Source organism: Verrucosispora sp. WMMA2044 (genome assembly GCF_027497155.1).
In the GTDB taxonomy this organism is placed as follows: Bacteria; Actinomycetota; Actinomycetes; order Mycobacteriales; family Micromonosporaceae; genus Micromonospora; species Micromonospora palythoicola.
This window is the reverse complement of record NZ_CP114913.1, coordinates 5,840,728-5,855,971: the sequence shown is the minus strand read 5'-3', so window position 1 is coordinate 5,855,971 and position 15,244 is coordinate 5,840,728. Positions and strand designations below refer to the sequence as shown.

General features: G+C 71.2%; 13 protein-coding genes. 7 read left to right on the top strand and 6 right to left on the bottom strand.

Going from position 1 to position 15,244, the window contains the following annotated elements:
- Positions 1-41 precede the first annotated feature (41 nt).
- Together O3597_RS26630 and O3597_RS26625 are read right to left on the bottom strand one after the other, a co-directional pair.
- The gene (locus tag O3597_RS26630; protein ID WP_281602754.1) at positions 42-1,367 is read right to left on the bottom strand and encodes a sigma-70 family RNA polymerase sigma factor; all 1,326 of its coding nucleotides are present in this window, start codon (positions 1,365-1,367) and stop codon (positions 42-44) included.
- Positions 1,364-1,699: a YciI family protein gene (locus O3597_RS26625; protein WP_164449610.1), complete on the bottom strand. Its 336-nt coding sequence runs from the start codon at positions 1,697-1,699 to the stop codon at positions 1,364-1,366. The genes O3597_RS26630 and O3597_RS26625 overlap by 4 nt, the downstream gene beginning before the upstream one ends.
- Positions 1,700-2,071: 372 nt before the next feature.
- On the opposite strand from O3597_RS26625, the gene O3597_RS26620 reads away from it, so the two are divergent.
- Entirely contained in the window at positions 2,072-3,895 is a 1,824-nt protein-coding gene (locus tag O3597_RS26620; protein ID WP_281602753.1) for a hypothetical protein, read from the top strand.
- Positions 3,896-3,937: 42 nt separating this feature from the next.
- Positions 3,938-4,930: a DUF817 domain-containing protein gene (locus O3597_RS26615; RefSeq protein WP_348650313.1), complete on the top strand. Its 993-nt coding sequence runs from the start codon at positions 3,938-3,940 to the stop codon at positions 4,928-4,930.
- Here the strand turns inward: O3597_RS26615 and O3597_RS26610 are convergent.
- Together O3597_RS26610 and O3597_RS26605 are read right to left on the bottom strand one after the other, a co-directional pair.
- Positions 4,899-5,021: a 50S ribosomal protein L36 gene (locus tag O3597_RS26610; protein WP_164449613.1), complete on the bottom strand. Its 123-nt coding sequence runs from the start codon at positions 5,019-5,021 to the stop codon at positions 4,899-4,901. The genes O3597_RS26615 and O3597_RS26610 overlap by 32 nt on opposite strands.
- A 109-nt stretch (positions 5,022-5,130) precedes the next feature.
- Positions 5,131-5,508, bottom strand: coding sequence for a metalloregulator ArsR/SmtB family transcription factor (locus O3597_RS26605; protein WP_164449614.1), 378 nt, complete (start codon positions 5,506-5,508; stop codon positions 5,131-5,133).
- Positions 5,509-5,649: 141 nt separating this feature from the next.
- Between O3597_RS26605 and O3597_RS26600 the strand changes: the two genes are divergently transcribed.
- The gene (locus O3597_RS26600; protein ID WP_281602752.1) at positions 5,650-7,056 is read left to right on the top strand and encodes an NAD(P)-binding domain-containing protein; all 1,407 of its coding nucleotides are present in this window, start codon (positions 5,650-5,652) and stop codon (positions 7,054-7,056) included.
- Here the strand turns inward: O3597_RS26600 and O3597_RS26595 are convergent.
- Complete coding sequence (locus O3597_RS26595; protein WP_281602751.1) at positions 7,022-7,474, bottom strand: hypothetical protein; 453 nt, start codon at positions 7,472-7,474, stop codon at positions 7,022-7,024. The two genes, O3597_RS26600 and O3597_RS26595, sit on opposite strands and share 35 nt — an antisense overlap.
- The gene (locus O3597_RS26590) at positions 7,474-9,294 is read right to left on the bottom strand and encodes a carbon starvation protein A (RefSeq protein ID WP_281602750.1); all 1,821 of its coding nucleotides are present in this window, start codon (positions 9,292-9,294) and stop codon (positions 7,474-7,476) included. Before O3597_RS26590 ends, O3597_RS26595 begins: the two co-directional genes overlap by 1 nt.
- 111 nt (positions 9,295-9,405) lie before the next feature.
- Between O3597_RS26590 and O3597_RS26585 the strand changes: the two genes are divergently transcribed.
- The 4 genes from O3597_RS26585 to O3597_RS26570 all read left to right on the top strand — a co-directional run bounded on the left by O3597_RS26585 (position 9,406) and on the right by O3597_RS26570 (position 15,234).
- Complete coding sequence (locus O3597_RS26585) at positions 9,406-10,188, top strand: pyridoxamine 5'-phosphate oxidase family protein (RefSeq protein WP_164449618.1); 783 nt, start codon at positions 9,406-9,408, stop codon at positions 10,186-10,188.
- A gap of 226 nt (positions 10,189-10,414) precedes the next feature.
- Positions 10,415-11,482: a lytic polysaccharide monooxygenase gene (locus tag O3597_RS26580; RefSeq protein WP_164449619.1), complete on the top strand. Its 1,068-nt coding sequence runs from the start codon at positions 10,415-10,417 to the stop codon at positions 11,480-11,482.
- Positions 11,483-11,722: 240 nt separating this feature from the next.
- On the top strand, positions 11,723-13,378 hold the full coding sequence (locus tag O3597_RS26575; protein ID WP_281602749.1) for a right-handed parallel beta-helix repeat-containing protein: 1,656 nt from the start codon (positions 11,723-11,725) through the stop codon (positions 13,376-13,378).
- 71 nt (positions 13,379-13,449) lie between these two features.
- Positions 13,450-15,234, top strand: a complete 1,785-nt coding sequence (locus tag O3597_RS26570; RefSeq protein WP_281602748.1) for an N-acetylglutaminylglutamine amidotransferase — start codon at positions 13,450-13,452, stop codon at positions 15,232-15,234.
- The last annotated feature ends 10 nt before the right edge of the window (positions 15,235-15,244 follow it).

The window sequence follows — 15,244 nt, the reverse complement described above, 5'->3', positions numbered from 1 at the left end:
CCCCGCTTCGGTTGTCGGCCGGTGCCCTGATGCTGCGGTCGCTACGACTCGGGCTTCGAAGCACAACGTGCCCGATCGAGCAGGGCCCGCCGCTCGGCCTCGCCGTGCACCCGGTCCGCCGCCGCGCGGAACAGCGCCGCTGCCCGCTCCCGGTCACCCTGCCGGGCGACGAGGTCCGCCTCCACCGCCAGGGTCAACGGATAGCCGTCGAGCCCGCCGCCGGCACGCGCCTCGGTGAGCAGGGCCAGCCCGACCTCCGGCCCGTACGCGTACCCGTGCGCGACGGCTCGGTTCAACGCCACCACCGGGGTCGGCTGCGCCTGGACGAGCTGGTCGTAGCAGTCGGCGATCCGTCGCCAGTCGGTGGCCTCTGCGCTGGGCGCGGTGGCGTGGCACGCCGCGATCCGGGCCTGCCACGCGTACGGGCCGGACCCGGTCAGCCGGACGAGCAGGCGGTCGGCCTCGGCGATCGCCGCGTGGTCCCACCGGGACCGGTCCTGTCGATCGAGCGGAATCAGGTTGCCGTCGGTGTCCCGCCGGGCGGTCCGGCGGGAGTGCTGCAACAGGAACAGCGCCAGCAACGCCGTCGCCTCCTGCTGTTCCGGCATGAGCCGGACCAGCAACCGGGCCAACCGGATCGCCTCCTCGGCGAAGGCCGGTTCGCCGTCCGCGTCGTAGCCCTGGGTGAACAGCAGGTAGAGCACGCCCAGCACGCCGGGCAGGCGTTCGGTCAGGGCATGGCCACGCGGCACCCGGTACGGGATACCCGCCTCGGCGATCCTCGTCTTGGCCCGGGTGAGCCGCCGCGTCATGGTGGACTCGCTGACCAGGAAGGCCCGGGCGATGTCGGCGGTCGGTACCGCGCAGATCGTCCGGAGGGTCAGCGCGACCCGCGCCTGCGGCGCGAGTGCCGGATGGCAGCAGGTGAAGATGAGCCGCAGCCGGTCGTCCACCACCTCCTCGTCCGGTACCGGTTCCGCGGTGGCGGCCGTCAGCGCCAGCACCGCCACCTCGCGCAGCTTGCGCCGTTCGACCGAGGCCCGCCGCAGCACGTCGAGCAGCCGGTTCCGGGCAACGGCCATCAGCCAGCCCGCCGGGTTGGCCGGTACCCCGTCCACCGGCCAACGATCCAGTGCCCGGGCCAGGGCCTCCTGCGTGCAGTCCTCGGCCAGCGTCCAGTCTCCGGTGATCCGGATCAGGGCCGCCACGATCCGCGGGTACGCCTCGACGGCGGTGGCCGCGACGGCTTGCGCCGCCGCGGCCCGGTCGGCCGCCGTGCCCCCGTTACCGGCACGCCGCCGCGCCGCCGCGCCGTCGTCGTCGGTCGACGCCCGCGGCGCCGCGTTCTCGGCGGCCGGCTCCGTCACTGCTCGAAGTCGGCGAACGGGCGGAGTTCGATCCGCCCGGCCCAGGCCATCGGATGCGCCCGGGCCACCTCGATCGCCTCGTCCAGATCGGCGCACTCCAGCAGGTCGAAGCCGACGATCATCTCCTTGACCTCGGCGAACGGCCCGTCCGAGACCAACAGTTGGCCATCGCGGACCCGTACCGTGGTGGCGGCCGAGGCTGGCGCCAGCTGGGCGCCCTGGAGGCGTCGACCGGCCGCGTCGTTCTCGGCCACCCACACCTCGACGTCCGGGTGGTTGCTCGGCTCCGGGTCCGGCTCCGGATCGGTGCAGACCAGCATCATGTACTTCACGTCGGATCTCCCATCAAGTCGTCCTGCCGGGTGGTACATCGGCATGACGAACGGCAGGCCAGCGATCGGACAGCCCCTGCCCGCCCGACCGTATCCCCGGTCGGCCGTCCTGTCAGTCCCCGTACCGCCACCCGGCTCCCGTACACCGTCCGATCGGTCACCGCACGTGTCGACCGGCGCCACACTGCGGCGCTCGTAACGGATGTACCGTCGGTCGATTTCGCCGTACCGTCGCACTCGGCGCGGCCCGGACACTCGGTGACGAGGCGGGACGGCCCGGCACCAGGACAGCACTGACGGCGATGCGCCCAGCCGCCGGCCGACGCTCCGGAGGTCCCCTTGTCACGACGCGGTAGCCGAGGCGCTCTCCTCGTGCTCCTGCTCGCCGTCCTGCTCGCGGCGGCCTCCGGCTGCACCGGGGCCGGGACGAAGCCCACCCGGTCCGGCGGTGACCCGGTCGAAGCCCGGCCCGATCCGGGGTTGCTGGCGCTCGGCGAACTGCTGGACGCACGCGGCGCGCTACCGGTCGAACAGGCGCTGCGGATGGTCGCCGGGCTCGTCGAGCCGCTGCCGGGCGTCGAACCGTGGACGCCGGCGGACACGACGGCGCCACCGATGGCGGGGTTGGCGCTGCGTACGGCCGCGCAGGCACTGCCCACCCTGGACGCACCGGTCGCCGACCGGATCAGGGCGATCGTCGAGCCCTCCGCCGACGAGGAGGAACTCGTCGTCCGTCCGGGACAGGGCCTCGCGCGCCGCGGCTCGACCACTGTCGCGCCGGACACCGTCCCGTCGAACGAGGAACTGACCGGCGTCGTGGCCGGCATCGTGGCGGACATCGAGGAGCGGACCGGCCACCGGCTGCGGCTGACGGTACGGGTACGGACGGTCGCGGATGCCCGCACCGGCGGCGACGCCCTGACGACCCCGGTGGCCGGTGACGGCGGTACGACCCGCGCCTGCCGCATCGCCCTGCCGCGCACGTTGTTCGGTGCCGACGCTTCCTCGATCACCAGCACGATCGCACACGAGGTCTGGCACTGCTTCCAGTACGACGCGGCACCGCTGCGCAACCTCGACGGAGCTCCGTTGTGGATCATCGAGGGGCAGGCGGAATGGGCCGGGGAAGCCTATGTGGGTGGCTCCCCGTCGAGCGCAGCGCGATGGGACACCTGGCTGTTGCAACCGGCGAGGGCATTGACGACGCGCAGCTACGACGCCATCGGCCTGTACGCGGTCGCCGCCGCGACCGGCGCCGACCCGTGGCGGACGATGCTGCCCATGCTGGGCCGCCGGGGCGCTCGGGCGGTCGAGACGCTGTTCGACCGGTCCGCCACCGAGGCGGTCCGCCGCGTCGCGACGTCGCTCGTCCGGTCGCCCGAACTCGGTGAGGTGTGGGAGTCGCGGGGCCCTGGGATCACCGGCTCCCGGGTAGCCCCGGTGTTGACCGTCGCGGCCGAACCCGTCGAGGCCCGGATGCGGGTACCCGCCTTCGGCGCACTGCCGATACGGATCAACGCGTCCGGTGGTGAGGTGCTTCGCGTAACCGTCGAGGGTGGCGCGGCCGGCGCCGTCGCCATGCCGCTCGCCGGCACGGTCGAGCTGGCTCCCGGCGGCCACGCGATGTTCTGCCTGACCGAGGAGGGCTGCGCCTGTCCCGGGGCACGGCCGGGAACACCCCAGGCCGGAGCGGGAGAAGGTGCCGCGGCCGTGGGGGCGACCACCGCCGGTGAGGTCGCCTTGGTGGCCGAACTGCTCACCGTCGAGGAGATGTGCGAGTCGAGCGGGCTCGTCGGCGAGTGGGTGACCGACGTCGCCAACGTGATGCGGGTGTTGTCGGCGGAGTACGGCACCGTGCCCTCGTGCCGCGGGCCTTGGGTGGCGACCTTTACGGCGGACGGCCGATTCAACGCCGGGTACGAGGCCTCCTGCCGGATCGCCGACGTGACGGGGCGGGCGACCGCCCGGTTCACCGGGAACTACACCGACACCGGACGCACGTTCACCCTGTCGGACGTCGTGGGGGACGGCTCGATGACGCTCAACGGTCGTACCATGCCGCTGCCCGGCGTTGACGGGTTCCGAACGGCGCTGGGAAACACGGCCGACTACGTGATCGACGGCGACACCCTGACGTACTCCTTCGCCGCACCGGACGGCAGCAAGCCGACGATCGTGCTCACCAGACGGTCCTGACCACCGCCTGCCTGCCCATCTGGAAGCACTAGCCTCGGAGCGATGCAGCACACCCCCGACGGCCGGGCCGCGCTGACCACGGCCGAACGCGCGATCGATGCCCGCTTCCGCGCGGCGCTCGCCCGGCTACCGCGTCAGGGGCCGGCGGGGTGGATCACCGAGTTCGTGGTCTTCGGGCTCAAGCAGGCCTGGGCGTGCGTGTTCGGTGCCGCCATGCTGGCGATCATCTGTGCTGCGCACCTCTGGTATCCGGACGACGCCGCGTTCGCCCGCAACGACGCCCTCACCGTCGCCGCGGTCGCCATCCAGGTCGCCATGGTCGCGGGGCGGCTGGAGAGCCTGCGCGAACTGCGGGTGATCGTCCTGTTCCATCTCGTCGGCACGGTGATGGAGCTGTTCAAGACCCATGTCGGCTCGTGGACGTACGAGCCCGAGGGGGTGCTCCGGCTCGGTGGGGTGCCCCTGTTCAGCGGCTTCATGTACGCCGCGGTCGGCTCCTACCTGGTCCGGGTGAACCGGCTGTTCGACCTGCGCTTCACGCGCTATCCGAGACGCTGGTTGACGGCCCTGGTGGGGACCGCGATCTACGTCAACTTCTTCACCAACCACTACCTGCCGGACGTGCGGTGGCTGCTCGTCGCGGCCGTGGCGCTGGTGTTCGGTCCCTGCGTCATGCACTTCCGGATTTTCCGGGCCCGGTTGCGCATGCCGCTGCTGCTGGCCTTCGTCCTCGTCGCCTTCTTCATCTGGCTGGCCGAGAACATCGCCACCTGGTCGAACGCCTGGCTCTACCCGAGCCAGGCGGACGGTTGGCATCCGGTGTCACTGACGAAGCTGACGTCGTGGTTCCTCTTGATGATCATTTCGGTGGTGCTGGTCACCTGGATCGCACCGCCGCAGCCGCCCGACGACGACCGGCCACCGCACCGAGGCACCGACGAAACGGCGTCGGCAGCGGTGCCGGTCGGCCGGCGGGAGCGGCTCCGATCGTCTCGCGACCAGCTCAGCCCTGGCGGCCCTTCCACTGCGGGTTGAGCCGGTTCACCACGACCACCCGGCCACGTCGGCGCACCACCGTCGAACCCGGCTTCCGCTTCAGCGACCGGAGGGATGTCCGTACCTTCATGTCCGTTTTCTCCTCGGCTCGGGTCTCACGCCGTACGCGGGTGGCAACGCCGACCGCGACGGTGGGATTCCCCGGCCGGTGGCGGTCGATCGGGGGCCGGTCACCCGACCTACCGGTCGGACGGAGGCGACGGTTCGACTGCCAGCAGGGCGGCCAACTGCCGCAGCACCTGGGGCCGGGCCCGGTAGTAGACCCAGGTGCCCCGTCGTTCGGAGTCGACCAGACCCGCCTCTCTCAGCGTCCGCAGATGATGCGAGATCGTCGGGCCGGTCAGGTCGAAGGCCGGGGTCAGGTCGCAGACACACACCTCTCCGCCCTCGGCCGAGGCGATCATCGACATCAACCGCAACCGCACCGGATCGCCGAGGGCCTTGAATGCGGGTGCCAGCACCACGGCGGTCTCATCTGACACCCGCTGCTGCGCCAGCGGCGGGCAGCACGGGGCGGCGGTGAGATCGAGGGAAAGTGGCGCCGCCTGCTTCGACATACCCTAGGTTGACATCTGTCTAAGCAGCGTGCAAATCTCTGTTTCGAAGAACATCGAGACAGCAGGTCGAGGCCGCCCGTGTGACACGAGGGGCCGGACCACCCGCCTGTTTCGACAACCATCGAACATGAGGAGTAGCTGATGAGCGACCTGGATCAACTGCCCGTCGCCGTCATCGGGGCCGGGCCGGTCGGCCTCGCCGCCGCCGCCCACCTGCACGAGCGCGCGCTGCCGTACACCGTTCTGGAGGCGGGCGACGGCGCCGGCGCCGCTGTGCGGCAATGGGCCCACGTCCGCGTCTTCTCGCCCTGGCGGTACAACATCGATTCGGCCGCCCGCCGCCTGCTGGACGAGGCCGGCTGGGTGACACCCGATCCGGACGCCCTACCGACCGGCGCCGACCTGGTCGAGAACTATCTTCAGCCGCTCGCGAACCTGCCGCAGCTCAAGCCACATCTGCGGTACAGCGCGCGGGTGGCCGCGATCAGCCGACTCGGCTACGACCGACTGCGTACCACCGGCCGGGAGTCCGCTCCCTTCCTGATCCGGCTCACCGACGGCCGGGAGATCCTCGCGCGGGCCGTCATCGACGCCTCCGGCACCTGGGGCACCCCGAACGTGCTGGGCGCGTCCGGGCTGCCCGCCCTGGGCGAGACCGGAGCCGCCGCCCACCTGGAGCACGCCCTGCCGGACGTCCTCGGCACCGACCGGGCCCGCTTCGCCGGTCGGCACACGCTTGTCGTCGGCGCCGGCCACTCCGCCGCCAACACTTTGCTCTCGCTCGCCGAGCTCGCCGCAACCGCCCCCGGCACCGAGGTGACGTGGGCCATCCGATCACCGTCACCGACGCGGACCTACGGCGGCGGTGACGCCGACGCGCTCCCCGCTCGCGGCGCGCTCGGCTCCCGGCTGCGGTCGCACGTCGACGCCGGTCGGATCCGCCTGCTGACCGGCTTCTCCGTCCACGCGATCACTCCCACCGCCGGTCGGGTCGCGGTGATCGTCCGACGCGGCGATGCCCAGGAGCAGGTCACGGTGGACCGGATCGTCGCCGCCACCGGCTTCCGGCCCGACCACACGATCGCCGCCGAGCTGCGCCTGGACCTCGATCCGATCATGGGAGCGACCCGCGCCCTGGCTCCGCTCATCGACCCCAACGAGCACTCCTGCGGCACCGTGCCGCCGCACGGCGTCGACGAACTCGCCCACCCGGAGCCCGGCTACTACGCCGTCGGCATGAAGAGCTACGGCCGTGCACCCACTTTCCTCATGGCCACCGGTTACGAACAGACCCGATCCGTGGTCGCCGCCCTCGCCGGCGACTGGCAGGCCGCCCGCGACGTACGACTCGAACTGCCCGAGACCGGCGTCTGCAACAGCAACCCCGCCGAATCGGTCGACGGCGACAACTGCTGCGGCCCGACCACCCAACCGTCCGGCAAGGGCCTGGCCACCGGGGTCAGCGGCGGTCTGCTCGCCGCGCCGCTCAACCTGGTCGGCGCCGACGAGCCGGCTACCGACCGGGCCGGCGGCTGCTGCGGTGGCTGAGGGCAGCCGACGGGTCGAGCGCCTGGCGGACGATGCGCAGGGCCTGCTCCGCCGGGGGTAGGCCGGACTCGCTGACCACCCGGCCGTCCACGATGATCGCCGCGTATCCGGTAGCTCGGACCAGGTCCCGCAGCAGGGTCCGCCAGGGCCGTCGGTGCCGGCGACCATCGCGCACGATCGCCGGCAACAGGAACAGCGTGTTCCGCGGGTCGACGATCTCCACCGCGATCTCGGCCGGCAGACGGGCGCGTACCGTCCGGTAGACCTCGCCCAACGGCCGCTGGTCGGCCCGTTGCCGCGCCGACGCGGGATCCTCGTGCCGGCCCTCGACGCAGACTCCGGCCGCGCCGGTGCAGCAGCCGGAGCCGGCCCCGGGGGCATCCCACGGTCGGATCAGCAGAACCCGGTGCCGGGCCATCAGCGGCGATCGTCGGTGGCACCGGTACCGGCTGCCGACTCGGCACCGACCGCTCGCTGCGACTCGTCGGCCGACCCGGAGTCGGCGGCACCCGCACCGCCGCTGTCCGGGCCGGGCCCGGAGTCCGTCTCCGGCTCGACAGGCTGACCACTGGCGCGACGCAGGGCGAGCACCGCCTCCACGATCAGCCAGAGCGCGAGGACGAAGATGACGGCGTCCAGCGGTGCCAGCACCCACTCGTCGGCCACCACGAACTCCCGCAACTGCACGACAAGTGCCCAGGTCGTCATCACCAGCAGGAAGACCAGCGGCACGATTACCGCGACCGGGTTGCGCCGACGGCGCAGCACCCAGACCGCGATGACGGCCAGGGCGAGCCCGGCGGTGAGCTGGTTGGTGGTGCCGAAGAGTCGCCACAGCACTCCGAAGGTGTAGCCGGCGTCCCCGCCACCCGGCAGCAGGGCGAGGGTCAGTGGTGCGGCGACCGCCACCAGCCCGGCCAGGGTCAGGTGGCGGGACAGCCGCCGCCATCCGACCAGCTCGGCGATCTCCTGCACGATGTAGCGCTGCAACCGGACGCCGGTGTCCATGGTGGTGGCCGCGAACGAGATCACCACCACCGCCGCGAAGACGGTCGCGAGCTGGAACTCGATGCCGAGGTTGGTGGCGAAGCTGGCGATGCCGTTCACGAAGTTGCGGGTGGCGCCGCCGGAGGCTTCGGCGTAGCTGGCGTACAACCCCTCCCACTCGGCGCGCGTGGCGGCGACCCCGGCCGTGACCGCGATGATCGACCCGAGGGCGAGGCTGCCCTCGCCGATCGCCCCGGCATAGCCCACGTACCTGGCGTCGGTCTCCTTGTCGAGCTGTTTGGAGGTGGTCCCGGAGGCCACCAGCGAGTGGAACCCGGATATCGCACCGCAGGCCACGGTGATGAACAGGAACGGGAAGATGCTCGGTGAGCCGGCCGGCACGTCGTTGAACATCGGCGCCACGATCCGGTCCATCCCGACCAGCACCCCGGCGAAGATCACCGCGATGGCGATGAACAGCTGGTGGGAGTTGATGTAGTCGCGCGGCTGCAACAGCAACCACACGGGCAGCCGGGAGGCGATGAACGCGTAGACGAAGAGGATGACCACCCACAGGTCGCGCGTCCGCTCGAAGCCCAGCGCGTCGGCCAGCCCGGTGATCTCGACAGGGTAGAGGTTGCCCACCCAGATCAGGAAGTAGAGCGCGGCCACGCCGATGAGCGACGGCACCAGCGCCGCGTTGCGGGTGCGGTAGATGTACTGGCCGATCGCGATGGCCAGCGGAATCTCCACGAAGATCGGGATGACCGCGCCCGGGTACGCCACGAGCAGGTTGCCGATCACCACCGCGAAGACCGCGTTCACCAGCGTGAGCAGGAAGAAGATGATCAGCAGGAAGAGCGTACGGGCCCGCTTGCTGATCACGTCCGCGGCGAGGGTGCCGATGTTGCGCGCCCGGTGCCGCACCGAGACCGCGAGCGCCCCGAAGTCGTGTACGCCAGCCGCGAAGATGGTGCCGAACACGACCCAGGCCAACGCCGGACCCCACCCCCAGAACACCGCGATCGCCGGGCCGACGATCGGGGCGGCTCCGGCGATCGAGGTGAAGTGGTGGCCGAAGAGGACATGTTTGTTCGTGGGGACGAAGTCGACTCCGTCGGCGAACCGGTGCGCCGGGGTGACGTAGGTCGGATCCAACCCGTAGACCCGGTCGGCGAGGTAACGCGAGTAGTACCGGTAGCCGAGGGCGAACATCGCCATGACCGCGATGACGACGACGATGGCGGGCATACGGCTGCCTCCTTGCGGCCCGTGGGGGCGGGCGCTCGTGTGCAGATCCCGAAACCTGCCGGTAATGTAACGGGGATCACATTCCAAGGTCAACCGAACGGCTCGGATCACATGGACGACGGTGCACATGTTCCCCGCGCGATCCAGGCCGCCACGGTCGGCGAGCTGGCCTGGATCGACCCGGACGGCGTACCACAGGCCCGCCCGGTCACGCCGCTGCTGCTCGGCGACCGGCCCGCCGTCGCCTTGCCGTACGCAGAGGTCACCCTGGCCCGCCGGCTGGCCGCCGCGCAGGTCGCGGCACTTGTCGTCTCCGACGACCGGCTCACCGGGCGCGGCTGGCGGCCGGTCGCGGTGGCCGGCCGGCCCCGGCTCACCGAGGATCGCGACGGCACGCTGTTCACGGACCGGTTGCTCGACCAGGAGTTACGCAAGTATCCGCCGGCAAGGGCCCTGATCGACTCACCGCTGCTGCGCCGGGAGCACTGGTGGTACCTGCCCCGGCTGATCGTGGTGCTGGACGTCGACACCGCCACCACGATCGGTGCCCGGCCCGACGGCACCGGCGAGGTGCTGGCGGTCGCCCGTGATGACCGGCTGTACGTGGACTCGGTGACGCGGGCCGACGGCCAGGTGGGCGAGCCGGTCCGCGTACGGAGCCTCGCCGGTCGGCTACCCGCCGACGGCCCGGCGGTGCTGCTGGGGCACGACTTCTCCGCCCCCGACCTCGAACGGTGGACCCCGTGGACGACCCGGGGCGAGCTGGCCGACGGCGTCCTGGCCGTGACGGCGGCACCGGCGCGTACCACCCTCGCGCCGCCGCTCGGCCTGTGGCGACGGTTGACCCGCCAGCGCCGGCTCGCCCGGGCCTGCCAAGACGCCCTCGACGGTTAGGACGGGGTGCCGGGGGGGGGGGGGGGGGGGGGGCCGACCCCTTCCGGAAAAGATTCACGCGAGTGGATATGATGGGTACTATCGCGGTTGGGAGCCACCAGGCCGTCGCAGGCAGCGCGTTTCACACGCCTGCCCCTTGAGATCGTCATGTCGATCGACGCATTCCTCCCGGGGTTTGGGCACCCCGGCGGGTGACACCGGCGTCGGCGGATCAACTGGAGCATCAATGAAACTCGCACGAACAGCACGTCGACTAGGACTCGGCGCGGCCTCCGTCCTCGTCGCCGCGTTCACCATGGTCGTGGTCAACCAGCCCGGCCCGGCCTCGGCGCACGGGTCGGTCACGAACCCGCCGTCCCGCAACTACGGATGCTGGGAGCGCTGGGGTGACGACCACCTCAACCCGGCCATGGCCCAGAGCGACCCGATGTGCTGGCAGGCCTTCCAGGCCAACCCGAACACGATGTGGAACTGGAACGGCCTGTTCCGCGAGAACGTCGGCGGCAACCACCAGGCCGTCATCCCGGACGGCCAGTTGTGCAGCGGCGGCCGTACCCAGGGCGGGCTGTACGCCTCGCTCGACACGGTCGGTGCCTGGACCGCCAAGCCGATGCCCAACAACTTCACCCTGACCCTCACCGACGGCGCCCGGCACGGTGCCGACTACATGCTCATCTACATCACCAAGCAGGGCTTCGATCCGACCACGCAGCCCCTCACCTGGAACAGCCTGGAACTGGTGCTCCGCACCGGCTCGTACCCCACCACCGGGCTCTACGAGGCGCAGGTCAACGCGGGCAACCGTACCGGCCGGCACGTCGTGTACACGATCTGGCAGGCGTCCCACCTCGACCAGCCGTACTACATCTGCAGCGACGTGACCTTCGGTGGGGGCAGCAACCCGCCGCCGACCACGCCGCCGCCCTCGAACCCGCCGCCGACCACCCCGCCGCCCTCGAACCCGCCGCCCACCACTCCGCCGCCGACCGGTAACGGCGCCTGCACCGCCACCTACCGCAAGACCAACGAGTGGCCCGGTGGCTTCGGTGGCGAGGTCACCGTCCGTGCCGGCAACGCCGCCATCTCCGGCTGGACCGTCAACTGGACCTGGCCCAACGGCCAGAGCATCACCAACTCCTGGAACGCGTCGATCACCTCGAGCGGCTCGTCGGTCACCGCCTCGAACGTCGGCCACAACGGGTCGTTGAGCGCCAACAGCAGCGCCACCTTCGGATTCAACGGCTCCTGGAACGGCACCAACGGCACACCCACCCTGTCCTGTACCGCCCGCTGACAGCAGCGGCGTGAGGGGTGGCGCGGACCAGCGCCACCCCTCACGCGCACCTGCGTAGCCGTCGCCCGGACGCACGCGGTGGCGGTGAACTTCGCCCTCTTCCGGGATCCGTCCTCGCCGAGGACGTCACCCACGTACCGTCGAGGCAGGCCCGCCGCCGCACAGCCCCGAGGGTCTGACGGCGGCCGGCTTCCGGTCGACCTGCCGTCACGGGGAGGGTGATGTCCTGTGTCAGGTCAGGTGACAGCCGCTCGGTCCGGCGTGCGGCCGTACGCCGTGGCGGGAGCACCGTTGCTCTGCAACGCCCGGGAACACGGGTTGTCCGGCGACGGCACCACCAACGACCAGCCCGCGCTGGCCGCGCTCGTCGACCTGCTCGGTGACGCATTCGCCGCCGACGGGCGGGCACGCGTGATCTACTGCCCACCCGGGGTGTACGCGATCCGGGACGCCGGCACCGTCTGGCGCAGTGGGGTGTCCCTGCAGGGCGCCGGGCCGGGTGCCACCCGCTTCGTCCTGAGCAACGAGGGCAACCGGTCCCAGCCGGTGCCGCTCGCCTTCTACACCGCTCAACTGCACGGTGCCGGTCCGGACCGCCCCTTGGCCTACTGCACGTTCGCCGACTTCGAGATCGACGGTAAGGGCGTGGCGTCGGCGCAGTACAACCCGCTGGCGAAAGGGCTGGGGTTGCAGTACGTCAGCGGCGCTCTGTTCCGGAACCTCTTCATCCACCACACGGCCGCCACCGGCTTCGGCTGCGACTTCCTCCAGGACACCCTGGTGGAAGCGGTCCGAGTGCTGAAATGCGGCCGGATGGACAACGGACTGGAGATGGGCGGGGCAGGAATCGGCATCGGCATCGGCGGCTGGGGACCGATCGAACGGCTGGCCATCACCAACTGCGTCGCGGTCGGCAACGCGACGAACGGCATCTTCCTGGAGATGCAGTATCCCGACCGACCTCAGCCGCGCGGCATCCGGATCAGCGGCTGCCACGCGGAGAGCAACCGGTTCGGCATCTCCGACTGGGGTGCCGACGGGCTCATCGTCACCGAATGCATGATGGTGGGAAACCTGGAGGCTGGCTTCCAGGTCTCGGCGAAGGGCACCACCGGCGTCCCCGGCAAGGGCGGCCTGCTCACCAACTGCGTCATCGACGGCAACCTGCGCGACGGGGTGAACATCGGCAACACTTCCGGCCCCTACACGGTGCGGGGTAACCGGATCACCGGGAACGGCCGGTACGGCTATCACCACCAGGATCTCGGTGACGGAGACCGGGCCGCCGCCGAGGAGATCGTCATCGAGAGCAACGACATCTGGGGCAACAGTCGCGACGGTATCCGCTTCGACCGGCCACTGCGCGACGCCGTCATCATCAACAACCGGATCCGCAACAACGGCCGCCAGTGCGCCCCCGCCGTCTCCGGGGGCGGCGAGTCCGTCCGTTACACCCGCAACGCCCTCGTCGACCAGCGCGCGGACTGGCCGGCCGACGGTCACCGCGGCAAGGTACTCCGCGTCGGCCACCGGTACGCCGTGGTCGCCGCCAACGACGCCACCACCCTCACCCTCGCCCCGATCCGTCCCGACGACGCCAGCAGCTGGAGCGCCGACACCCCAGCGCCCGGTACGCCGTACGAGCTGCCCCCCGCGCCCATCACCCGGGCCGGCATCACCGTCAACGCCATCGCCGACTCGGTCACAATCCGCGGCAACCTGATCCGGGACAGCGGCTCGGCCACCCAGACCCACGGCATCTGGGTCACCGACCGGGCCGACTGCGTCAACTGCCGGGTCGTGGACAACGACCTCGACGGCAACCACAGCGTGATCCGGACCGACGGCGCCACCACGGGTGGTCGCTGGACCGGTAACCAGGACCACCGGTCGTAGGAGGTTCGCCTCGGGTGCCACCCTCCGGTACCCGGACAGACGTGAGGAAGAGGGCATGACAGCGGAACGTGATGTGCGGCATCAGCGGTGAGGCGAGGTTCGACGGCAGCACGCCCGACGCCGCCGCGGTGACCCGGATGACCGAGGCGATGCGCTCCCGGGGCCCGGACGGCGAGGGCCTGTGGAGCGACGGCTGGGTGACCCTCGGGCACCGGCGGCTGACCGTCATCGACCTGTCCGACGCTGGCGGCCAGCCCATGGTCCGCGAGGATCTCGGTCTCGCCCTGGTCTTCAACGGGTGCATCTACAACTACCCGGAACTACGCGAGGAGCTACGGACCGCCGGCCACACCTTCCACTCCACTAGTGACACCGAGGTGATCCTGGTGGCGTACGCCCAGTGGGGTGAGGATTTCGTCGACCATCTGGTCGGCATGTTCGCCGTGGGCCTGGTCGACCGCGTCCGCCGTCGGCTCGTCCTGACCCGGGACCGACTCGGCGTCAAGCCCCTCTACCTCGCCGAGACGCCGGGTCGACTGCGGTTCGCCTCGACGCTGCCGGCGCTGCTCAAGGCGGGCGACGTGGACACCGACGTGGACCCGGTGGCGCTGCACCACTACCTGTCGTGGCACTCGATCGTGCCCGCGCCCCGCACCATCCTGCGCGGTGTCCGGAAACTGCCCCCGGCGACCGTGCGGGTCGTCGAGGCCGACGGGCGCAGCCGCGATCGCCGCTACTGGCAACCCGACTACGTCCGGGATCCCGCCCACGCCGGCTGGGACGACCGGGACTGGCGGGCCGCGATCGGTGACGCGCTACGCACCGCCGTACGACGACGGCTCGTCGCCGACGTGCCGGTGGGCGTGCTGCTCTCCGGCGGTCTCGACTCGAGTCTCATCGTGGCTCTGCTCGCCGAGGCCGGGCAGCAACACCTGCGCACCTTCAGCATCGGCTTCGACAGCCGGCACGGCGAGGCCGGCGACGAGTTCCACTACTCCGATCTGGTCGCCCGCGCGTACGGCACCGACCACGTCCGCATCCAACTCGCCAACGACGACCTGGTGCCGGCCGTCCGCCGGACGGTGGAGGCGATGACCGAGCCGATGGGCAGCCACGACGTGGTCGCCTTCCATCTGCTCTCCGAGCAGGTCGCCGCACACGTGAAGGTGGCGCAGTCCGGGCAGGGCGCCGACGAGGTGTTCGCCGGATACGGCTATCACCAGCCGCTGACCGGGGTGCCTCGTGCCGAGGCGGCGCGGACCTTCACCGCCGCCTTCTTCGACCGGGACCACGCCGAGCTGATCCGCGTGGTCGGTGCGGCGCACGCCGTGGATGTCGATGCCAGCCGGGACCTGGTGTTCGCGGAGCTGGACGCCCCGGGCGCGGAGACCGCCCTGGACGCGGTGCTGCGCCTGGACACCCACCTGATGCTTCCCGACGATCCGGTCAAACGGGTGGACAGCATGAGCATGGCGTGGGGACTGGAGGTGCGCACCCCGTTCCTCGATCAGGATCTGGTCGCCCTCGCGGCAGCCTGCCCACCGCAGCACAAGGTTGCCCAAGGCGGCAAGGGCGTGCTCAAGGAGGTCGCCCGCGAGGTGCTGCCCGCGGAGGTGATCGACCGGCCGAAGGGCTACTTTCCGGTGCCCGCGCTACGCAACGTCGACGGCCCGGTCCGCGACCTCGTGGTGGCGGCGCTGCGGGCGCCGGCAGCGCGCGAGCGTGGGCTGTTCCGGCAGGCGTACGTCGACGCGCTGCTCACCGACCCCGACCAGGCGCAGGCCGCCGCCGGCAGCAACAAACTGTGGCAACTGGGCCTGCTCGAACTCTGGCTCCAGACCCACCACGTCCGCTGAGCGTGCCGGC

Bases quoted from the DNA above. Each gene is read 5' to 3' on its own strand.
- O3597_RS26570 (WP_281602748.1), top strand. From the start codon at position 13,450: ATGTGCGGCATCAGCGGTGAGGCGAGGTTCGACGGCAGCACGCCCGAC.
- O3597_RS26580 (WP_164449619.1), top strand. From the start codon at position 10,415: ATGAAACTCGCACGAACAGCACGTCGACTAGGACTCGGCGCGGCCTCC.
- O3597_RS26600 (WP_281602752.1), top strand. From the start codon at position 5,650: ATGAGCGACCTGGATCAACTGCCCGTCGCCGTCATCGGGGCCGGGCCG.
- O3597_RS26610 (WP_164449613.1), bottom strand. From the start codon at position 5,021: ATGAAGGTACGGACATCCCTCCGGTCGCTGAAGCGGAAGCCGGGTTCG.
- O3597_RS26605 (WP_164449614.1), bottom strand. From the start codon at position 5,508: ATGTCGAAGCAGGCGGCGCCACTTTCCCTCGATCTCACCGCCGCCCCG.
- O3597_RS26595 (WP_281602751.1), bottom strand. From the start codon at position 7,474: ATGGCCCGGCACCGGGTTCTGCTGATCCGACCGTGGGATGCCCCCGGG.
- O3597_RS26585 (WP_164449618.1), top strand. From the start codon at position 9,406: ATGGACGACGGTGCACATGTTCCCCGCGCGATCCAGGCCGCCACGGTC.
- O3597_RS26615 (WP_348650313.1), top strand. From the start codon at position 3,938: ATGCAGCACACCCCCGACGGCCGGGCCGCGCTGACCACGGCCGAACGC.
- O3597_RS26590 (WP_281602750.1), bottom strand. From the start codon at position 9,294: ATGCCCGCCATCGTCGTCGTCATCGCGGTCATGGCGATGTTCGCCCTC.